Origin of the sequence: Kribbella sp. NPDC026611, from assembly GCF_040638345.1 — a bacterium.
In the GTDB taxonomy this organism is placed as follows: domain Bacteria; phylum Actinomycetota; class Actinomycetes; order Propionibacteriales; family Kribbellaceae; genus Kribbella.
In genome coordinates this window covers 56,572-73,259 of the sequence record NZ_JBEZYC010000001.1, presented here as the reverse complement: position 1 = coordinate 73,259, position 16,688 = coordinate 56,572, and the positions used below count along the sequence as shown (strand labels likewise).

General features: G+C 69.2%; 18 protein-coding genes. 9 read left to right on the top strand and 9 right to left on the bottom strand.

Annotated features, from left to right (window positions below):
• Position 1: 1 nt before the first annotated feature.
• The 5 genes from AB0E69_RS00365 to AB0E69_RS00345 all read right to left on the bottom strand — a co-directional run bounded on the left by AB0E69_RS00365 (position 2) and on the right by AB0E69_RS00345 (position 6,144).
• On the bottom strand, positions 2-658 hold the full coding sequence (locus AB0E69_RS00365) for an ABC transporter permease (RefSeq protein WP_360137114.1): 657 nt from the start codon (positions 656-658) through the stop codon (positions 2-4).
• Positions 655-1,653, bottom strand: coding sequence for an ABC transporter ATP-binding protein (locus AB0E69_RS00360; RefSeq protein ID WP_360137111.1), 999 nt, complete (start codon positions 1,651-1,653; stop codon positions 655-657). Before AB0E69_RS00360 ends, AB0E69_RS00365 begins: the two co-directional genes overlap by 4 nt.
• Positions 1,654-1,801: 148 nt before the next feature.
• On the bottom strand, positions 1,802-3,457 hold the full coding sequence (gene hutU / locus AB0E69_RS00355; RefSeq protein ID WP_360137108.1) for a urocanate hydratase: 1,656 nt from the start codon (positions 3,455-3,457) through the stop codon (positions 1,802-1,804).
• Positions 3,458-3,473: 16 nt separating this feature from the next.
• A complete protein-coding gene (hutH, locus tag AB0E69_RS00350) occupies positions 3,474-5,015 on the bottom strand; it encodes a histidine ammonia-lyase (protein WP_360137105.1) in 1,542 nt (513 codons plus the stop codon).
• Positions 5,016-5,154: 139 nt separating this feature from the next.
• On the bottom strand, positions 5,155-6,144 hold the full coding sequence (locus AB0E69_RS00345; protein ID WP_360137102.1) for an HNH endonuclease signature motif containing protein: 990 nt from the start codon (positions 6,142-6,144) through the stop codon (positions 5,155-5,157).
• A 54-nt stretch (positions 6,145-6,198) separates the two neighbouring features.
• Here AB0E69_RS00345 and AB0E69_RS00340 point away from each other — a divergent pair, with 54 nt between their 5' ends.
• The 5 genes from AB0E69_RS00340 (at position 6,199) to AB0E69_RS00320 (ending at position 10,106) form a co-directional block, all read left to right on the top strand.
• Positions 6,199-7,089, top strand: coding sequence for a GNAT family N-acetyltransferase (locus AB0E69_RS00340; protein WP_360137099.1), 891 nt, complete (start codon positions 6,199-6,201; stop codon positions 7,087-7,089).
• Positions 7,086-7,307: a hypothetical protein gene (locus AB0E69_RS00335; protein ID WP_360137096.1), complete on the top strand. Its 222-nt coding sequence runs from the start codon at positions 7,086-7,088 to the stop codon at positions 7,305-7,307. Before AB0E69_RS00340 ends, AB0E69_RS00335 begins: the two co-directional genes overlap by 4 nt.
• 24 nt (positions 7,308-7,331) lie before the next feature.
• Positions 7,332-8,090, top strand: a complete 759-nt coding sequence (locus AB0E69_RS00330; RefSeq protein WP_360137093.1) for an IclR family transcriptional regulator — start codon at positions 7,332-7,334, stop codon at positions 8,088-8,090.
• Between the two features lie 761 nt (positions 8,091-8,851).
• The gene (locus AB0E69_RS00325; RefSeq protein WP_360137090.1) at positions 8,852-9,589 is read left to right on the top strand and encodes a hypothetical protein; all 738 of its coding nucleotides are present in this window, start codon (positions 8,852-8,854) and stop codon (positions 9,587-9,589) included.
• Between the two features lie 76 nt (positions 9,590-9,665).
• A complete protein-coding gene (locus AB0E69_RS00320; protein ID WP_360137087.1) occupies positions 9,666-10,106 on the top strand; it encodes a VOC family protein in 441 nt (146 codons plus the stop codon).
• Between the two features lie 51 nt (positions 10,107-10,157).
• Here AB0E69_RS00320 and rpsN read toward each other — a convergent pair whose 3' ends face one another.
• The gene (gene rpsN / locus AB0E69_RS00315; protein WP_360137084.1) at positions 10,158-10,463 is read right to left on the bottom strand and encodes a 30S ribosomal protein S14; all 306 of its coding nucleotides are present in this window, start codon (positions 10,461-10,463) and stop codon (positions 10,158-10,160) included.
• 7 nt (positions 10,464-10,470) lie between these two features.
• The gene (gene rpmG, locus AB0E69_RS00310; protein WP_360137081.1) at positions 10,471-10,638 is read right to left on the bottom strand and encodes a 50S ribosomal protein L33; all 168 of its coding nucleotides are present in this window, start codon (positions 10,636-10,638) and stop codon (positions 10,471-10,473) included.
• Positions 10,639-10,729: 91 nt separating this feature from the next.
• Between rpmG and AB0E69_RS00305 the strand changes: the two genes are divergently transcribed.
• From AB0E69_RS00305 to AB0E69_RS00295, 3 genes are all read left to right on the top strand, one after another.
• The gene (locus AB0E69_RS00305; RefSeq protein WP_360137078.1) at positions 10,730-11,932 is read left to right on the top strand and encodes a GTP-binding protein; all 1,203 of its coding nucleotides are present in this window, start codon (positions 10,730-10,732) and stop codon (positions 11,930-11,932) included.
• The gene (locus AB0E69_RS00300) at positions 11,929-12,174 is read left to right on the top strand and encodes a type B 50S ribosomal protein L31 (RefSeq protein ID WP_360137075.1); all 246 of its coding nucleotides are present in this window, start codon (positions 11,929-11,931) and stop codon (positions 12,172-12,174) included. The genes AB0E69_RS00305 and AB0E69_RS00300 overlap by 4 nt, the downstream gene beginning before the upstream one ends.
• Positions 12,175-12,303: 129 nt before the next feature.
• Positions 12,304-13,725 (top strand): aromatic amino acid lyase, encoded by a 1,422-nt coding sequence (locus AB0E69_RS00295; protein ID WP_360137072.1) that lies wholly within the window; start codon positions 12,304-12,306, stop codon positions 13,723-13,725.
• Here AB0E69_RS00295 and AB0E69_RS00290 read toward each other — a convergent pair.
• Entirely contained in the window at positions 13,722-14,723 is a 1,002-nt protein-coding gene (locus tag AB0E69_RS00290) for an NADP-dependent oxidoreductase (protein ID WP_360137069.1), read from the bottom strand. The genes AB0E69_RS00295 and AB0E69_RS00290 overlap by 4 nt on opposite strands.
• A 56-nt stretch (positions 14,724-14,779) precedes the next feature.
• Between AB0E69_RS00290 and AB0E69_RS00285 the strand changes: the two genes are divergently transcribed.
• A complete protein-coding gene (locus AB0E69_RS00285; protein ID WP_360137066.1) occupies positions 14,780-15,766 on the top strand; it encodes a DUF5937 family protein in 987 nt (328 codons plus the stop codon).
• Here AB0E69_RS00285 and AB0E69_RS00280 read toward each other — a convergent pair.
• A complete protein-coding gene (locus AB0E69_RS00280; RefSeq protein WP_360137063.1) occupies positions 15,751-16,593 on the bottom strand; it encodes a hypothetical protein in 843 nt (280 codons plus the stop codon). The genes AB0E69_RS00285 and AB0E69_RS00280 overlap by 16 nt on opposite strands.
• Between the last annotated feature and the right edge of the window lie 95 nt (positions 16,594-16,688).

Below are 16,688 nucleotides of genomic sequence, written 5' to 3'. Positions count from 1 at the left end.
GTCAGGCCACCTCTCCCACCGGAGTGGCGACCCGCGCCCACGGAGTCAGCACCCGTTGCAGGCTGACGAGGACGAGGTCGGCCAGCAGGGCGAGCGCCAGCGACAGCACTACGCCGACGACGACCGGCGTGAGGAAGTCCTTCTGGAAGCCGAGCGTGAACAGCTCGCCCAGCCCGCCGATCCCGATCACCGCGCCGACGCTCACCATCGAGATGTTCGCGACCGTGACGACCCGCAGCCCGGTGAAGATGACCGGTACGGCGATCGGCAGGTCGACCGCGATCACCCGGTGCAGGGCACCGTACCCGACCGCGATCGCGGACTGCCGGACGTCGGGTGGTACGGAGCGGAGTCCGTCGATCACGTTCCGGATCAGCAGCGAGACGGTGTAGATGGTCAGCGCCACGATGATGTTGATCGTGGACAGCACCTTGGTGCCGAGGATCGCCGGGATCACGATGAACAGCGCGATCGACGGCAGCGAGTAGAGGATGCCGCCGAAGGCGATCAGCGGATTCGCCAGCCAGGAGTAGCGCGTCGCGACGTACCCCAACGGCACCGAGATGATCAGGCCGAGGACGACCGGCAGGATCGCCAGGTAGATGTGCTCGCGCAGCTGCTCCCAGATCAGGCCCGAGTTGTCGCCGATCCAGGTCATCGGCGGAGCGCTTCCGCGACGGTGGTCTGGTCGATGACGCCGACGGCCTTGCCGTTCTCGTCGACGCAGATGCCGCACCCGGTGGGCGACGTGAGTACGGCGTCGAGGGCCGCACGCAACGAGTCGCCACGCCGGAAGACCGCGCCGACCGGCAGCAGCTCCTCGGACCCGTTCCGCCAGCCGACGGGTACGCCGTCCTCGAGCGCGAGCTCGTCCGGCAGCGGCTGCACGGGCAGCTCGTCCGGGTGCACGAACGTCAGGGCGCGGTACCCGCGATCCTGCCCGACGAACCCGCGGACGAAGTCGTCCACCGGGTTGGCCAGCAGCTCCGACGGCGGCGCGAACTGGGCCAGGTGCCCGCCGACCTTGAGGACCGCGACGTTGTCGCCGAGCTTGATCGCCTCGTCGATGTCGTGGGTGACGAACACGATCGTCTTGCCGATGTCGCGCTGCAGCCGGAGCAGCTCCTCCTGCAGCTGGTGCCGGACGATCGGGTCGACCGCGCTGAACGGCTCGTCCATCAGCATGATCGCGGGGTCGGCCGCGAGGGCCCGGGCGACGCCAACTCGTTGCTGCTGGCCACCGGACAGCTGGGCCGGGTACCGCTCGGCCAGCTTGAGGTCCAGGCCGACGCGCTCGATCAGCTCCATCGCCGTACCGTGCGCCTTGCGCTTGTCCCAGCCGATCAGCTTCGGCACGGTGGCGATGTTCTCCACCACGGTCTTGTGCGGGAACAGGCCGGCGTTCTGGATCACGTACCCGATCCCCCGGCGCAGGGTGACCGCATCCTTGCTGTTGATGTCCTCGCCGTCGATCGAGATGGTCCCGGAGGTCCGCTCGATCGTCCGGTTGATCATCCGCAACGACGTGGTCTTGCCGCAGCCGGACGGACCGACGAACACGGTGATCTGGTTGCTCGGGATCCGTAGCGACAGGCTGTCGACGGCGACGGTGCCGTCCGGATACCGCTTGGTGACGTCCTCGAACTCGATCATGGCGCCCCTTCGCGCTCGTCGTCCGCGCTACCCAACTGCCCGAACGACCCTAGCGGAACGAGCGACCGAAGCCACGCGATCGGCCGGTTTCTCGTTCTCTGGGAAAGTGCACCGTAGCGCTACAGATACGCTACGGTGCGTTGCGTGGTCAGGATTCCCGCATCGGGATCCGGACCCCCTTCTCGTCGGCAACTTCTACCGCTGCGTCGTACCCCGCGTCGACGTGCCGGATGACACCCATCGCCGGGTCGTTGGTGAGCACCCGCTCCAGCTTCTGCCGGGCGAGGTCGGTGCCGTCAGCAACGGACACCTGGCCGGCGTGGATGGACCGGCCGATGCCGACGCCGCCGCCGTGGTGGATCGACACCCACGACGCGCCGCTGGCCACGTTCACCATCGCGTTCAGCAACGGCCAGTCCGCGATCGCGTCCGAGCCGTCGAGCATCCCTTCGGTCTCCCGGTACGGCGAGGCCACGCTGCCGGTGTCCAGGTGGTCCCGGCCGATCACGATCGGGGCCTCCAGCTCACCGGAGGCGACCATGTCGTTGAACCGGACGCCGGCCTTGTCCCGCTCGCCCTGGCCGAGCCAGCAGATCCGGGCCGGCAGGCCCTGGAACGCGACCCGCTCGCCGGCCATCTTGATCCACCGGGTGAGGTGCTCGTTGTCCGGGAACAGGTCCAGGATCGCCTGGTCGGTCTTCGCGATGTCGGCCGGGTTGCCGGACAGGGCGGCCCAGCGGAACGGGCCCTTTCCCTCGCAGAACAAGGGCCGGATGTACGCCGGCACGAAGCCGGGAAACTCGAACGCCCGGCGGTAGCCGGCCTTGCGCGCCTCGTCCCGGATCGAGTTGCCGTAGTCGAACACCTCGGCGCCGGCGTCCTGGAAGCCGACCATCGCCTCGACGTGCCGGGCCATCGACTCCTGGGCCTGGTGGGTGAAGCCGGCCGGGTCCTTCTCGCGGGCGGTCGCCCAGTCCTCGAAGTCCACGCCGACCGGCAGGTACATCAACGGGTCGTGCGCCGAGGTCTGATCGGTCACGACATCGATGGGCGCACCACGCTTCAGCAGGTCCGGCACGATCGTGGCGGCGTTGCCGAGGACACCGATCGACAGCGGCCGGCGGGCCTGCTTGGCCTCCTCGGCCAGCTGGAGCGCGTGGTCCACGGAGTCCGCCCGTACGTCGAGGTAGCGGTGCTCGATCCGCCGGTCGATCCGGCTGGAGTCGACGTCGATGCAGATCGCGACGCCGTCGTTCATGGTGACGGCCAACGGTTGCGCGCCGCCCATCCCGCCGAGGCCGGCGGTCAGCGTGACAGTGCCGGCCAGCGAGCCGCCGAACTTCTTCGCGGCGACCGCGGCGAACGTCTCGTAGGTGCCCTGCAGGATGCCCTGGGTACCGATGTAGATCCACGATCCAGCCGTCATCTGGCCGTACATGGTCAGGCCCATCGCCTCGAGCTTGCGGAACTCCTCCCAGGTGGCCCAGTCGCCGACCAGGTTCGAGTTCGCGATCAGCACCCGCGGCGCCCACTCGTGCGTCTGCATGACGCCGACCGGGCGGCCGGACTGGACCAGCATGGTCTCGTCGGCCTTGAGATTCGTCAGGGTCCTGACCATGGCGTCGAACGAGTTCCAGTCGCGGGCGGCCTTGCCGGAGCCGCCGTACACGACGAGCTCGTCGGGGTGCTCGGCGACCTCGGGGTCGAGGTTGTTCTGCAGCATCCGCAGCGCGGCCTCCTGCTGCCAGCCGCGGGCGGTCAGCGTGGTACCGCGGGGTGCGCGCACAGGACGGGGTCCGGACATGGGTGATCCAGCCTTTCTAGAGCAGCGGGCCGGTGACGGCCTCGGTGGCTTCGAGGTAGGTGCCATTGGCAACGAGTTGGACGGAGTGCTCGAGCTCAGGCGCCAGATGGCGGTCCGTGCCCGGGCCTTCGACGTACTGACGTAGTACGTTGCGCGCGGCCGCAGTGGCCGGTGCGGGGTCGAGCGGCGCACGCAGGTCGAGCGCGCGGGCTGCCGTGAGGATCTCGATCGCGAGGACGCGCTGGAGGCCGTCGACCGCTCTTCTGAGTTTCCGGGCGGCGGACCAGCCCATCGAGACGTGGTCCTCCTGCATCGCGCTGCTCGGGATCGAGTCGACGCTGGCCGGTACGGCGAGGCGCTTGAGCTCGGAGACGATCGCGGCCTGGGTGTACTGCGCGATCATGTGGCCGCTGTCGACGCCGGGATCGTCGGCCAGGAACGCATTCAGGCCATGGTTGCGGGCGACATCGAGGAAGCGGTCGGTCCGACGCTCGCTGATGGACGCGAGGTCCGCGACCGCGATCGCGAGGAAGTCGAGCACGTACCCGACCGGGGCGCCATGGAAGTTGCCGTTGGACTCGACGCGGCCGTCCTTCAGTACTACTGGGTTGTCGATCGCCGCGGCCAGCTCGTTGGTGGCGACGTTGAGCGCGTGGGCGGCGGTGTCGCGGGCGGCGCCGTGGACCTGGGGCGAGCAACGGAGCGAGTAGGCGTCCTGGACACGGTTGCAGTCCGGGCCGCGGTGGCTCGCGACGATCGCGCTGTCCTTGAGGATTGCGCGGAGGTTGGCGGCGGCTGCGGCCTGACCCGGGTGCGGTCGGAGGGCCTGCAGGTCCGCGGCGAAGACGCGGTCGGTGGCGAGCTGGGCCTCGACACTCATCGCGGCGGCGAGGTCGGCGGTCTTGAAGAGGCGGTCGAGGTCGGCCAGCGCGAGCACCAGCATGCCGAGCATGCCGTCGGTGCCGTTGATCAGCGCGAGGCCTTCCTTCTCGGCCAGCACGATCGGGCTCAGCTTGTTGGCCTGAAGTGCTTCGCCGGCTTCGCGAAGGTTGCCGTCGGCATCGCGGACCTGGCCTTCGCCCATCACCGCGAGCGCCACGTGGGCGAGCGGTGCGAGGTCGCCCGAGCAGCCGAGGCTGCCGTACTCGTGCACGATCGGGGTGAGGCCGGCGTTGAGGAGATCGGCGTACGCCTGGGCGGTCTCGACCTTCACGCCGGTCCGGCCGGTCGCGAGCGTGCTCAGCCTGAGGAGCGCGAGCGCCCGGACGACTTCCCGCTCGACCTCGGCGCCGGAGCCGGCCGCGTGCGACCGGACCAGGCTGCGCTGCAACTGCGTCCTGAGCTCCGGCGCGATGTGCCGCGTCGCGAGTGCACCGAACCCGGTCGAGACGCCGTAGTGCGGGGTGTCCGCGTGCGCCAGCGCCTCGATCGCGGCGCGGGACTTGGCGATCTCTTCCAGCGCCAGGTCGTCGATCACGACCGTCGCGCCGTACCTGGCCACTGCCACCACCTCGGCCGGGCTCAGCGGCCCGGTACCGACCTTCACCGTCTCGTTCACCTGCTCATTGGACCGCTTGCGCTCGGCGATCGACAGCACCGCCGTACCAATTTCTGTCTCGGGTCTGAGACACCCCGGTGACTGAGCAGTTCAGGAGCCGTTTCGTCGATCGGAGGTGTCTTCGGCCGGATCCTCGTCGTCAGCCGGCTCCTCGACCTCGATGAGACCACTCTGCATTTTGGCGCGTGGTGCGGGCGATGTCCTTCCGTCTCTCGCGGTACGCCGCAAGGTCACCGCGAGCAATGTCCAACTGCAGCCGTAGCAACGGGGTCCCGTGCGCTTCGATCTCAGCGGCATTGGCCAGCACCAGATCGCGCAACTCGTCGTCCCATCCGAGCTCCTGGAGCGCGCGGACTCGCCACCACAGGTTCGTGTCAGCGGCGTACGACTGAATGAAAAGCTGCTCGTGAATCTTGGACTTGCTCAGCTCTTTGAGGTAGTACGCCGCACTGAACAGCTGACCCTCATCGAGAGATTCCATCACCGCCTTGAGGTAATCGCGGGCAGCCTCCGGCCAGCGCTGCAGACTGCGGAGCGTCCGCGCTCGCTGCGACCAGTCCGCATGCTGTTCCTGTACGTCGAGTCGCCGCTGCGCAACCTCGTCCGGCACGAGATCAGGCCGCGCCTGGAGTCCACGGAAGAAGATGACGTCTTCATCCGAAACATCGCCGCCTGCCAGCGCCCGGTCGATCCACTTGTCCCGCAGCTCGATGTTCCCGATCGAGTGGTAGTGCATGATCAGCAGCATCAACTGGTTGTTCTCGCGATAGATCTCGGCCAGCGACGTAGCCATCTCGAGCGAGACGTTGACGCCGGACTTCAGGTCCGAGCTGGAGACACCGGCTCCGCGCTGCTGCGCGACGAAGTCGACCCACTGGTCGCGATACATAACCACCTGGTCCGCGTCGAGCTTCCGCCCGAAGCCGCCGACGGCCTGCGTGAGGTCGTGGCAGTCGAAGCACAGCGGCGCGAGATTCGCCGGGGTGTGGTCGCTCGGGTCCTCGTTGATGTGGTGAATCTGAACCTTCTTGCCACTCTCCCGGCAGACACAGCAGTGACGATCGGACTCGAACAGCACTTTGGCCGCGACAGCCCTCGGAATGGCGGTTCGCTTCTTTTTCGGCGGCACGGTCGCCATCCTACGAACCGTTCTGGAGACCCTGGCTCGCCCTAGAGTCAGCGCATGGTGTTCGAGATCCGGACGGCGGGGCCGGAGGACGCGGCGGGGGTCGCCGCGGTGTGGGCGGCGGTGATGCCGCAGCTGGTGAAGACGGCTCGGGCGATCGAGCTCGAGCTGCGCGGTGGGCGGAGCCAGGTGAGTCTGGTCGCGGTCGACGAGCCGGATGCCGTCGGCTACGCGAACCTGTACCTGCCGGCAGCCGGTGCGGTATCGCCGCGGGTGCGGATCACTGTGCAGGTGCTGCCGGCTGTGCGCGGTCGGGGCATCGGGAGCGCGTTGCTCGCGGCGGTCACGTCGCGGGCGCTGAACGTCAGCGCGGGGCGGTTGCTCGTGATGGTGGACGAGGACGCGATTCCGTTCGCGGAGAAGCGTGGGTTTGTGGTGGGACGCCGGATGAGCCGGTCCGCGGCTGATTTGAGCGCGGTACCGGCGCCTGTCGCGACGCCGCCCGGCTTGCGCGTTGCGACGTACGACGAGCTCGAGGCGCGGCAGCTGTTCGACGCCGAGGTCCAGGTGCGGGACGACGATCCGAGCGGGTTCTCCAGCGGGCCGGCGTACGACGAATGGGTCGCGGTGTCCTGGAACAACCCGGACAACCGGCCGGACCTGAGTTTCGCTGTCCTGGACGGGGATCGGGTGCTGTCTTTCGGCACCACTACGGCGGATCCGGACCGTGGGGTGATCTGGTCGAACCTGACCGGGACCATTCCCTCGGCGCGTGGCCGGGGGCTGGCGAAGGTGGTGAAGTCGCACGCACTGAGTGCTTCGCGGGATGCCGGCTTCCGGGTCGCGTCGACCGGGAACGATGCGGCGAACGAGCCGATGCTCGCGGTGAACCGATGGCTCGGGTACCGGGGGACGGGCGGCTCGTGGACCGCGGAGAAGGTGCTGTGAAGCGATTCGTGGTGACGCTGCTGGTTTGTGCAGCGGTGTGCGCCGGAGTCGGTCTGCTGGTGTCGGGCGAGGACTACTTCGACTGGGGTGTCGCGGGCGGTCTGTTCGCGCTCGCGGTCGTCGGGGAGAGCGCCCGGACCTGGTTGCGGCGCGGTCGCCCCGGGATCCGGCGGGCCAGGACGCCCAAGGACTCGCGCCGGGAATCGTCCGGAATCTGAGACGGCGGGGGTTACCCTGCCGTTGTGAGCGGCAACGTTCCCGCCTCGACCCGCACGCTGCGGGTGCTGACGTTCCTGGCGACCCAGCCGGGACCGGTACCGATGGAGCGCATCGCCTCCGCGGTCGCCCTGCCACGTTCCTCGACGTACCACTTGCTGCGGGCAATGATCGACGAGGGGTACGTCGTTCATCTGCCGGAGGAGAAGCGGTACGGGCTGGGGGTGGCGGCGTTCGAGATCGGGTCCGCTTATCTGCGGCATGATCCGTTGGAGCGGCTGGCGCGTCCTTTGTTGGTGCAGTTGGTCGCCGAGGTGGGTCAGACTGCGCATCTCGGCGTACTGCACGGCCGGGAGCTCGTCTACCTCCTCAAGGAACAGCCGCCGCGACCGGTCACGCTGGTCACGGACGTCGGCGTCCGCCTCCCGGCGACGTTGACCGCCTCCGGCCGCGCATTGCTTGCTGAACTGCCGCCGGCGCAGGTCCGCGCACTCTTCCCCACGCCCGAGTCCTTTGTCCGCCGTACCGACCACGGCCCTCAAACCCTCACCCAACTCCGGCGGTTGCTCGCCGACGAGAAACGCCAGGGGTACGCCGTCGAGAACTCCTTCATCACCCCCGGCCTCTCCTCCATAGCCAGCGCCGCGGTAGACCACGCCGGCCACCCCGCGGCGGCTATCAGCGTCACCTTCCGCACCGAAGCCATCTCCCCATCCGACCGCCCCCACCTAGCCCACCGAATCCGCCAAGCCGCCACCTCCCTAACCCGCCGCCTCCACGGCTAACCACCCACGCGTACTGCGGGTAAGCCGCCCCACGCGTGCTACTGGTAGCCGCCCCACGCGTGCTCCGCGGCCACTCCGTCGTCGCTCCGCTCCTCCTCCGCGACCACTACGCGCGCTCCCACCTCCCCCGGCTTACCGCGGCTTTGTGCCAGCTACCGCTGGCGTGCTCGCGGCTGCCGCCGCGGGTTGCTCGCTGCCGCTCGCGGGTGACTACCCCGGGGCTCGCGCACTACTCGTCGTACTGCTGATGACGGGCTGAGGTGGTAAGCCCATCGCGGTGCTACGCACGGCTCCTTCGTCGCCGAGCTACGCGCCGCCCCACCCACCCTGTTAGTTCGGGGCGAGCGCCCCGGTGCATCCGGCTGGCGCCGGGGGTTCGCTCGCGACGCTCGCGGGATTGCTCGCTACGCTCGCAGTTGCGGGCTGCCGCCGCGGGGTTGCTCGCTGCCGCTCGCGGGTGACTGCCCGGGCTGGCGCACTACCCGCCGTACCGCTGGTGACGGAGAGCTGCTGGTAAGCCCAACGCGGGGCCAGCGCCTATCGCAACGGCTTGTTGGTGACCGGAGCTGCTGATCGCCTTATTGGGCGGACACCTCACCCCGCTACCTCTCCGTACCCGCGAACGTCGACGGTGTGGAGACTCCTGGGCCAGGCGACCTGGTTTGGAATGGCTAAAGGCCCGCCGGCGCTGGTCCGGTGGGCCCTTAGGTCGAGCAAGTAACGGAGAGACCTGCCTCCGCCTTCGCCTAGAGTTTACGGTCGTGGCGGGCCCGACTCAACCAGCGGTACGTCGTGCGGCGATCGCTGCTCGGCTCAGCGCTCCCCGGCTCACGCCGTACCTGGTTGCTAGCCACGGGAATCTGAGGGACGCGCTCCGGCTGTATGACTGGAATGTCGAGATCTCCGGGGCGTTCTACGAGAGTCTGCACCAGTTCGAGGTGGTGCTGCGGAATGCGCTCGATCAAGAGCTGTGTGCCTGGAACGCGGCGCAGGTCAACGCGGCGACCGGTGCGCCGCACTCGCGTGATTGGCTGATGGACCCGTCGCACCTGCTCCTGCGGCTCACCCGCGACGACATCTCGAAGGCCCGGCAACGCGCTCGGAGCGCCGTACGGCGAGCCCGGCAGCGGGGGCGTGAACACGGGCACTCCGACGTACTGGCTCAGCTGAGCTTCGGCACCTGGCGCTTCCTGCTGCCCGACAGCGATCCGGGCCGTCAGCTGCTCTGGCAGCAGGCGCTAGCCAAAGCTTTCCCGCAGCTCAGCTGCACCCCAGCTGATCTCGTGACCCACGTCGACCGCATTCACAAGCTTCGCAACCGCATCGCACACCTCGAGCCACTGCTCGATTCCGCGATGGTCGCCGACCGCTTCGCGAGCATGCGAACGGTCGCGGCCGCTATCGATCCCATCGCCGAGGGCTGGATCGTGTCACGCCAGCGGATCACGTCGTTGCTCCGCACCAAGCCACTCCCTGCGCCCGGTTCGTCCACAAGCTGACGGTGCATGTCGAGAACCCGGAGGCGGCTTCGTTCTTTGTTTGTCAGTGGTCGTACGGGATTGAAGGAGGAGTGTCTTGGCGCTTCAGAAGATGCACAACACCGGGATCGTTGTCGACGATCTGGATGCCGCGATCGCGTTCTTTGCCGAGCTGGGGATGGTGCTCGAAGGGCGGATGGACATCGAGGGGTCCTGGGCCGATCTTGCGGTCGGGATCGACGGGATCCGGAGTGAGATCGCGATGATGCGGACGCCGGACGGTGAGGGGCGGCTGGAGTTGGCGAAGTACCACCGGCCGGGGCTGGTCGACGCGCTGCCGGAGAATCCGCCGCACAACATCCTGGGGATGCACCGGGTCATGTACGCGGTGGACGATCTCGACGACACGATCGCCCGGCTGCGCAAGCACGGCGGTGACGTCATCGGCGGCATCGGCGTCTACGAGGACTCGATCCGGATCTGCTACTTCCGCGGGCCTGCCGGCATCATCGTCGGCCTGTCCGACACGATCGGCTGAACAGGCCGGCACAGGCAAACGCCCCCTCCGGCGTGGGAGGGGGCGCTGGGTTCACCAGGACGACTTGGTCATGCCGGGGAGCTCGCCGCGGTGGGCCATTTCGCGGAAGTGGATGCGGGAGAGGCCGGCCTTGCGGAGGTAGCCGCGGGGGCGGCCGTCGACCGCGTCGCGGTTGCGGACGCGGATCGGGCTCGCGTCCCGCGGCAGCTTCTGGAGCCTGAGCTGGGCTTCGCCGCGCTCCTCGAGGGAGTACGTCGGGTCGGCGACGATTCGCTTCAGGGCCGCGCGGCGCTCGGCGTACCGGGTGACGGTGCGCCGGCGCTCGGCGTTCTTCACGACCTTGCTGGTCTTGGCCACGGAGGCGTCAGCGCTCTTCGCGGAAGTCGACGTGGTGCTGCAGCTTGGGGTCGTACTTGCGGATGATCAGCCGGTCGGGATTGTTCCGGCGGTTCTTGCGGGTTACATAGGTGAAGCCGGTACCCGCGGTACTGCGGAGCTTAATGATGGGGCGGAGGTCGTTGCGCTTGGCCATACTGTCCTTTCCGGGATCACCTGGCGGGTGACCCGCATGCACTGGAACGCCGTCGGGGTGGCGGGTATTCCGCTCCGGAGGCTATCTTGTGATGGTAATCATTTTCAACAAGACGGGAGTGCGGATGCTGCCGGTGACCTTGCTGACGGGCCTGGACGAGGAGTTCCGCGGCGCCGTCGCGGGGGATCTGCTGGCCGCGGCGGGCGCGGCCGGGGTCCTGGTCGAGTACGACGTGAGCGGTCTGGCGAGCGGGTCCGTCGTACGGGTCGCGCGGACCGCTGCCGGGGTGATCGACCGCGAGGTGATCGAGATGGCGCATCCGTGCGTGTCCTGTGCGCTGCGGGGGTCGCTGCTGGAGCTGCTGCGGAGTGTGGCGGCGGTCGAGCGGTACGGCGTGGCGATCGTGAACGTGCCCGCGGCCGGGGACACGCAGGCGATCGCGGAGGAGGTCGGGCGGGCCGCCGAGCTGCGGGTGGATGCGGTTGTCAGCGCCGTCGACAGCGGGAGTGTGGTCGGCGATCTGTCCGGCGAGGAGCTTGTCCACGAGCGCGGCGTACCCACGGCGGCCGAGGACGGGCGAGCGATCGCGGAGATCGTCGCCCGCCAGCTCGAGTCCGCGGACGCGGTCGTGCTGTCATCCGAGCACGAGACGGTCCGGGCGCTGACCCAGGCGCTCAACCCCCGGCTCCTCGTGCAAACAACCCCGTCGGGTCTGCTCGGCAGCCAACTCCACGACCCCACCTCGGCCGCGGTCGAGCCCGGTTCCATCGCCGCGCCCGCCGAAGGCCACGGCCTTCGAAACGGGTGGGACGCGGAGCCCGCATCCAGCTCCGGGTCTGGAGCTCAGGCCGGCGGGGAAGACCGGCGGGTGCGGACTGTGGTTTGGGTGAGTGGGCGGGCGTTTCATCCTGGGCGGTTGTTTGAGGCGCTGGAGGGGATTGTGGCGGGGACTGTGCGGGGGCGGGGGACGGTGTGGATTGCTACCCAGCATCGGAGTCGGCTCGGGTGGGACAGTTTTGGGGGGAACATCTCGGTGGCTCGGCTCGGGCCGTGGCTGGCGGATCTGCCGGCGGATCGGTGGGGGTCTGTGGGGCAGCAGCATCAGGCGCGGTCGGCGCTCGCGTGGGATCCGCAGTACGGGGATCGGGGGTCGTACCTGTCGTTCACCGGAGTGGGCCTGGACGAGCGGGAATTACGGGCGCGCCTGGATGGTTGTGTCCTTCGTGCGGATGAAGCGGTCCACTCGTTGACCGACCCGTTCGCCCCCTACCTGGAAGGAAGTACAGCAGCATGAAGCAGGACATTCACCCGGCGTACCGCCCGGTCGTTTTCCGGGACAAGTCCGCCAACTTCAGCTTCCTCTCCGGCTCGACCCGCGAGAGCGGCGAGACCGTCGTCTGGGAGGACGGGAACACGTACCCCGTCATCGACGTCGAGATCTCGTCCGCGAGCCACCCGTTCTACACGGGCAACCAGCGCGTGATGGACACCCAGGGCCGCGTGGAGAAGTTCAAGAAGCGTTACGGCCAGTCGTAAACCCCACCCCCGAAGGCCCGCTCCCCAGGAGCGGGTCTTTTCGTTTGCCCCAACCATCGTCTCGGATTCGAGACATTTGCGCCGGCACGGTGGGTGACGCACACCACGTCCCGGTTTCACACTGTGGGGATGGAGCCGGTGGAGGTGGTGGGTGCCGGGCTGACGCCGCTGGAGGCGGTGGCGCTGGGCCAGCGGCGTACGGCGGTGCGCCTGGGCGAGGTCGCGCGCAAACGGATGGCGGAGTCGGCCGCCGTGGTGGCCGAGGTCGCGCAGCACCAGCCCGTGTACGGGCGGACCACCGGCGTCGGCGCGAACCGCGACGTCCTCACCTCCGACCCCGAGCACGGCACGCGGTTGCTCGCGTCGCACTCCACCACCGGTACGACGGCGTACCCGAAGGACGTGGTCCGGCTCGGCCTGCTGATCCGGGTCAACCAGCTCGCCGCCGGCGGGTCCGGCCTGGAACCGGCCGTCGCCGACGCGATCGTTGGTCTGCTCAACGATGACGACCTGCCCGAACTGCACCGCGGTGGCGCGATCGGCACCGGCGACCTCGGTCCCCTGGCCGAGCTCGGGCTCGCGCTCGGCGACGTCGTCGCCGGGAACAGCGCCCTGCCGCTGCTGTCCAGCAACGCGTTCACGCTGGCCGAGTGCTGCCTGGCGTACGTCGAGGCCATCACGCTGATCAACGTCGTACCGCTGGTCGGCGCCCTCTCGCACGTCGCGCTCCGCGGCAACGCCGAGGTGTACGACGTCCGCGTGCACGAGGCGCGCCCACAACCGGGCCAGATCCGGGTCGCGCGCCGGATGCGCGGCCTGCTCGACGGCCTACCGCTGCGCCCGGTCCGGATCCAGGACCCGTTCGGCCTGCGCGCGTTCGCCCAGGTGCTCGGCCCGGCCGTCGACCATGCCGATGCCCTGGGCAACAGTGTGCGGATCGACATCAACGCCGCCGCGGAGAACCCGCTGGTGGCCGGCGACACCGTGCTGCACAACGGTAACTGGCACGCGATGCCGATCGCGCTCGCGCTGGACTCGCTCCGGCTCAGCCTGCACAGCGTCGCCACCCTCTCGACCACCCGCGTCGCGAACCTGGTCGACCCCGACTACACCGGGCTCAGCCGCTTCCTCGCTTCCGGCGCCGAGGCGAGCTCCGGCGTGATGATGATCGAGTACGTCGCCCACGACGCGCTCGCGTCGGTCCGCTCGACCGCCCAACCCGCCACCCTCGGTACGGCGACGCTCTCGCGGGGCGCCGAGCTGCACGCCAGCTTCGCCCCGCAGGCCGCGCTCCTCACCAGGCAACAACTCGACCCCCTCCGCGAGGTCCTCGCCTGCGAGCTCGTCACCGCCGTCCGCGCAATCCGCCTCGCCGGTCTAACGCCGGACGACCTCGCCCCGGCCTCCGTCGGCCCCTGGCTGACCGACGCCTTCGCCGCCCTCCCAGGCGACCTCGAGGACCGCTCGCTGCGTGAGGACCTGGAGATCGCCCGCGGCCTGATGACCCAATGGGGCGACCGCCAGGTCGAGCACCCCGCCGAGTCGGCCTAGCGGCGCAGACCCGGGTCTGACAGCTCGACGAGCATCTTCCCGATGTTGCCGCCGCCCAGCATGGCCAGGAACGCGTCGACCATCCGGTCGAGGCCGTCCACCACGGTCTCGTCCGACACGACTGCCCCGGACTGCAAGTGCGGAGTCAGGAAGTCGATCAGCTCCGGCCGCAGGTCGAGATGGTTGCGGACCAGGAACCCTTGCAGCCGCAACTCCTTGCCGACGATGTCGAACAGGTTCCGCGGCGCCACGCCCGCCTCGTGGTTGTACGTCGACACCGCACCGCACCACGCGATCCGCCCGCGCACATTCAGTACGTCGATAGCGGCGGCGAGATGCTCACCACCGACGTTGTCCAGGTACGCGTCGACCCCGTCCGGTGCAGCCGCGGCCAGTTGCTCCACCAGAGCGCCATGCCGGTAGTTGATCGCCGCGTCCAGCCCGACCTCCTCGACCAGGTACTTCGCCTTCTCGTCGGATCCCGTGCTGCCGATGACGCGACCCGCGCCCATCAGCTTGGCGATCCGCGCAGCCGCCGTACCGACTCCACCGGCGGCTGCCGAGACGAACAAGGTCTCGCCGGGCTGGAGGTCGAGGATCCGCTTGAGTCCGACGTACGCGCTGAGACCGGTACCACCGAGGATGCCCAGATGGGCGGACAGCGGGACGCCCGGTAGCTCGTCGATCTTGCGGCTGTCGTCCGCGGTGACGATCGCGTGCGTCCGCCAGCCCTGGGTATGGAAGACGATGTCTCCCGGCTGGTACACCGGCGTCAGGCTCTGCAGCACCCGGCCGAGAGCGCGGCCCTCGCCGGGCGTGTTCAGCGGCCACCACTCCTCGCTGTCCATCCCCTGCCGCATATAGGGGTCGACCGACAGCAAGACGTTCTGCACGAGCGCGGCCCCCGGGGCCAGCTCGACTGGCGCGGACGGCACGATCTCGAACAGGTCGGCGGTGGGTACGCCGGTCGGGCGGGCGACCAAGTGGATCTCTCTCATTCGGCCATCGAAGGGCAGCGGGTGGTGCTGCCACCAGAGAGTTAGCCTGGAACTTAATGATCAGCTATCACCTCGGCGTCGACGACCTCGCGGACATGCGCTTCGCGTGCTCGCCGGTGCTCGAGACGGCGACCAGCCTGTGGGCGGTGCGGGAGCCGTCGAACCAGGTCCTCCATCTGCCGTGGATCCGCCGGACGACGCCGCTGCTGCGCGACTCGCCGGACCGCGACCTGCTGCTCGCCCTAGTCGCACCAGAAGTCGGCTGGCTGCCGGATTTCGTCACCCCGCGCCCGTCGTCGCCACTCCCCGACGTCGACGAGGAGCTCGCGAAAGTCCGCTCGACCCCACCGCGCAAGGCGCTGGCCGACGTGATCCGCGCGTACGACGGTCGCCTGCTGCCGCCCGTCCTGTCTGAGCTGTGCGCGAATCCGCGCCGCCTGCGCGACCGGATCGCCGCCGCGATCACGAAGTACTGGGAGCTGGCGATCGAGCCGCACTGGCCGCGGATGCGGACGCTGCTGGAGGCCGACATGGTCCACCGGGCGCAGGTCCTGGCCCGGTCCGGCGCGGCCGCGGTCCTGACGAGCCTCGACCCGTCGGCCAAATGGTCGAACGGCGTGCTGAGACTCAAGGTCTCGTCGTACGGGCTGGACTACGCGACCGAGGTGCGCGGCCGCGGCCTCTGGCTGGTACCAACGCTGTTCGCCAAGCACGCGATCAGTCCGGTCGACCCGCGCGAGCCGCCGACCGTCGCCTACCCGGCGCGCGGCCTCGCCACACTCTGGTCGCCCCCGACCATCCCGGCCCCGCGAGCGCTTGAGGACCTGCTCGGCAAACCCCGGGCGAGTCTGCTGGCCAGTCTGTCGGCGCCGACGTCCACGCTGGAGCTGGCGCGCCAGCGCCAGGTGAGTCCCAGTGCGATCTCACAGCACCTCGCGACCCTGCTGGCCAATGGCCTGGTCAGCCGGTCCCGGGCCGGCCGCGTGGTCCTGTACGCGCGGACCACACTGGCCGACCAGCTCATCGGTCAGATCCGGTTGTAGGCCTTGAGGGTGCGCAGGGCGCCGACGGTGATGATGCCGCGGTAGGCGAGGGTGGAGGACTGGCCGGGCGGCTCCCAGGTCAGGGTCCAGCCGCCGTCGTCCTGCTGGTCTTCGATGAGGCGGTCGAGGTGGGCCTCGAGCTGGGCTTCGGTGAAGAGCGGGCGCCAGAAGCTGTCCGGCGTAGGCGCGAAGTGCAGCGGCGTCACGCCGTACTCCGGGCTCGCGGCGTCGGCACGGAAGTGCGCAAGCTTGGGCAGCCAGTCGCGGATGCGGTCGAAGTCCGCGTCGCCGGTGTGCTCCAGGAACTCGAGCGCCTCGTGCATCCCGTGCGCGTCCTCGGGGAGGCCCTTCGCCAGCTCCGCCGCGCACCACGCGCTGGCTCGATCGCGCCACGGGTGCTCGACGCCGAGGGTGTGCAGCCGACCGACCAGGCCCGCGGTGGGATTGAGGTCGGGCTGGTACGTCCAATCGGTGATGTGTACGGCGCGGGGGTAGTTCTCGACGGCCGGCGAGCACAGCGAGACCGCACCGTCGGCGTTGGCCGCCTGGTCCAGCCAGTCCACGGCTCGGCGGACCATGTCGTCGTCCCGAGCACCCGACGCGATCAGCGCGTCGAAGGCGACCTCGACGTCGAGGGCGAGGCTGTCCGGGCAGCGCTTGTCCGGTTCCAGGCCGTGCCCGAAGCCGCCGTCCGGGTTCTGGTACCCGTGGAGCGCGTCGACCACCCCCTGCGCGTCAGCCCCCTCGAAGACGGTCTCGAACAGGCGACTCTCGACCAGCCGAGCCTCCCGCCGTACGAACTCACGACCTGCGGTGAAGATGTCCATGCTCCAGAGCCTCCCCCACGGGCGACTATTGCGTCTTGAATGAAACGGACATCGACCGCCCCGGCATCGTGCCATCCTGCCGGTGGAGGTAGGTC

What these genes read in the sequence shown, in the direction of transcription:
- AB0E69_RS00365 (WP_360137114.1), bottom strand. Translation starts at nt 658, where the DNA reads ATGACCTGGATCGGCGACAACTCGGGCCTGATCTGGGAGCAGCTGCGC.
- AB0E69_RS00360 (WP_360137111.1), bottom strand. Translation starts at nt 1,653, where the DNA reads ATGATCGAGTTCGAGGACGTCACCAAGCGGTATCCGGACGGCACCGTC.
- hutU (WP_360137108.1), bottom strand. Translation starts at nt 3,457, where the DNA reads ATGTCCGGACCCCGTCCTGTGCGCGCACCCCGCGGTACCACGCTGACC.
- AB0E69_RS00340 (WP_360137099.1), top strand. Translation starts at nt 6,199, where the DNA reads ATGGTGTTCGAGATCCGGACGGCGGGGCCGGAGGACGCGGCGGGGGTC.
- rpmG (WP_360137081.1), bottom strand. Translation starts at nt 10,638, where the DNA reads ATGGCCAAGCGCAACGACCTCCGCCCCATCATTAAGCTCCGCAGTACC.
- AB0E69_RS00305 (WP_360137078.1), top strand. Translation starts at nt 10,730, where the DNA reads ATGGTAATCATTTTCAACAAGACGGGAGTGCGGATGCTGCCGGTGACC.
- AB0E69_RS00300 (WP_360137075.1), top strand. Translation starts at nt 11,929, where the DNA reads ATGAAGCAGGACATTCACCCGGCGTACCGCCCGGTCGTTTTCCGGGAC.
- AB0E69_RS00295 (WP_360137072.1), top strand. Translation starts at nt 12,304, where the DNA reads ATGGAGCCGGTGGAGGTGGTGGGTGCCGGGCTGACGCCGCTGGAGGCG.
- AB0E69_RS00290 (WP_360137069.1), bottom strand. Translation starts at nt 14,723, where the DNA reads ATGAGAGAGATCCACTTGGTCGCCCGCCCGACCGGCGTACCCACCGCC.
- AB0E69_RS00285 (WP_360137066.1), top strand. Translation starts at nt 14,780, where the DNA reads ATGATCAGCTATCACCTCGGCGTCGACGACCTCGCGGACATGCGCTTC.
- AB0E69_RS00280 (WP_360137063.1), bottom strand. Translation starts at nt 16,593, where the DNA reads ATGGACATCTTCACCGCAGGTCGTGAGTTCGTACGGCGGGAGGCTCGG.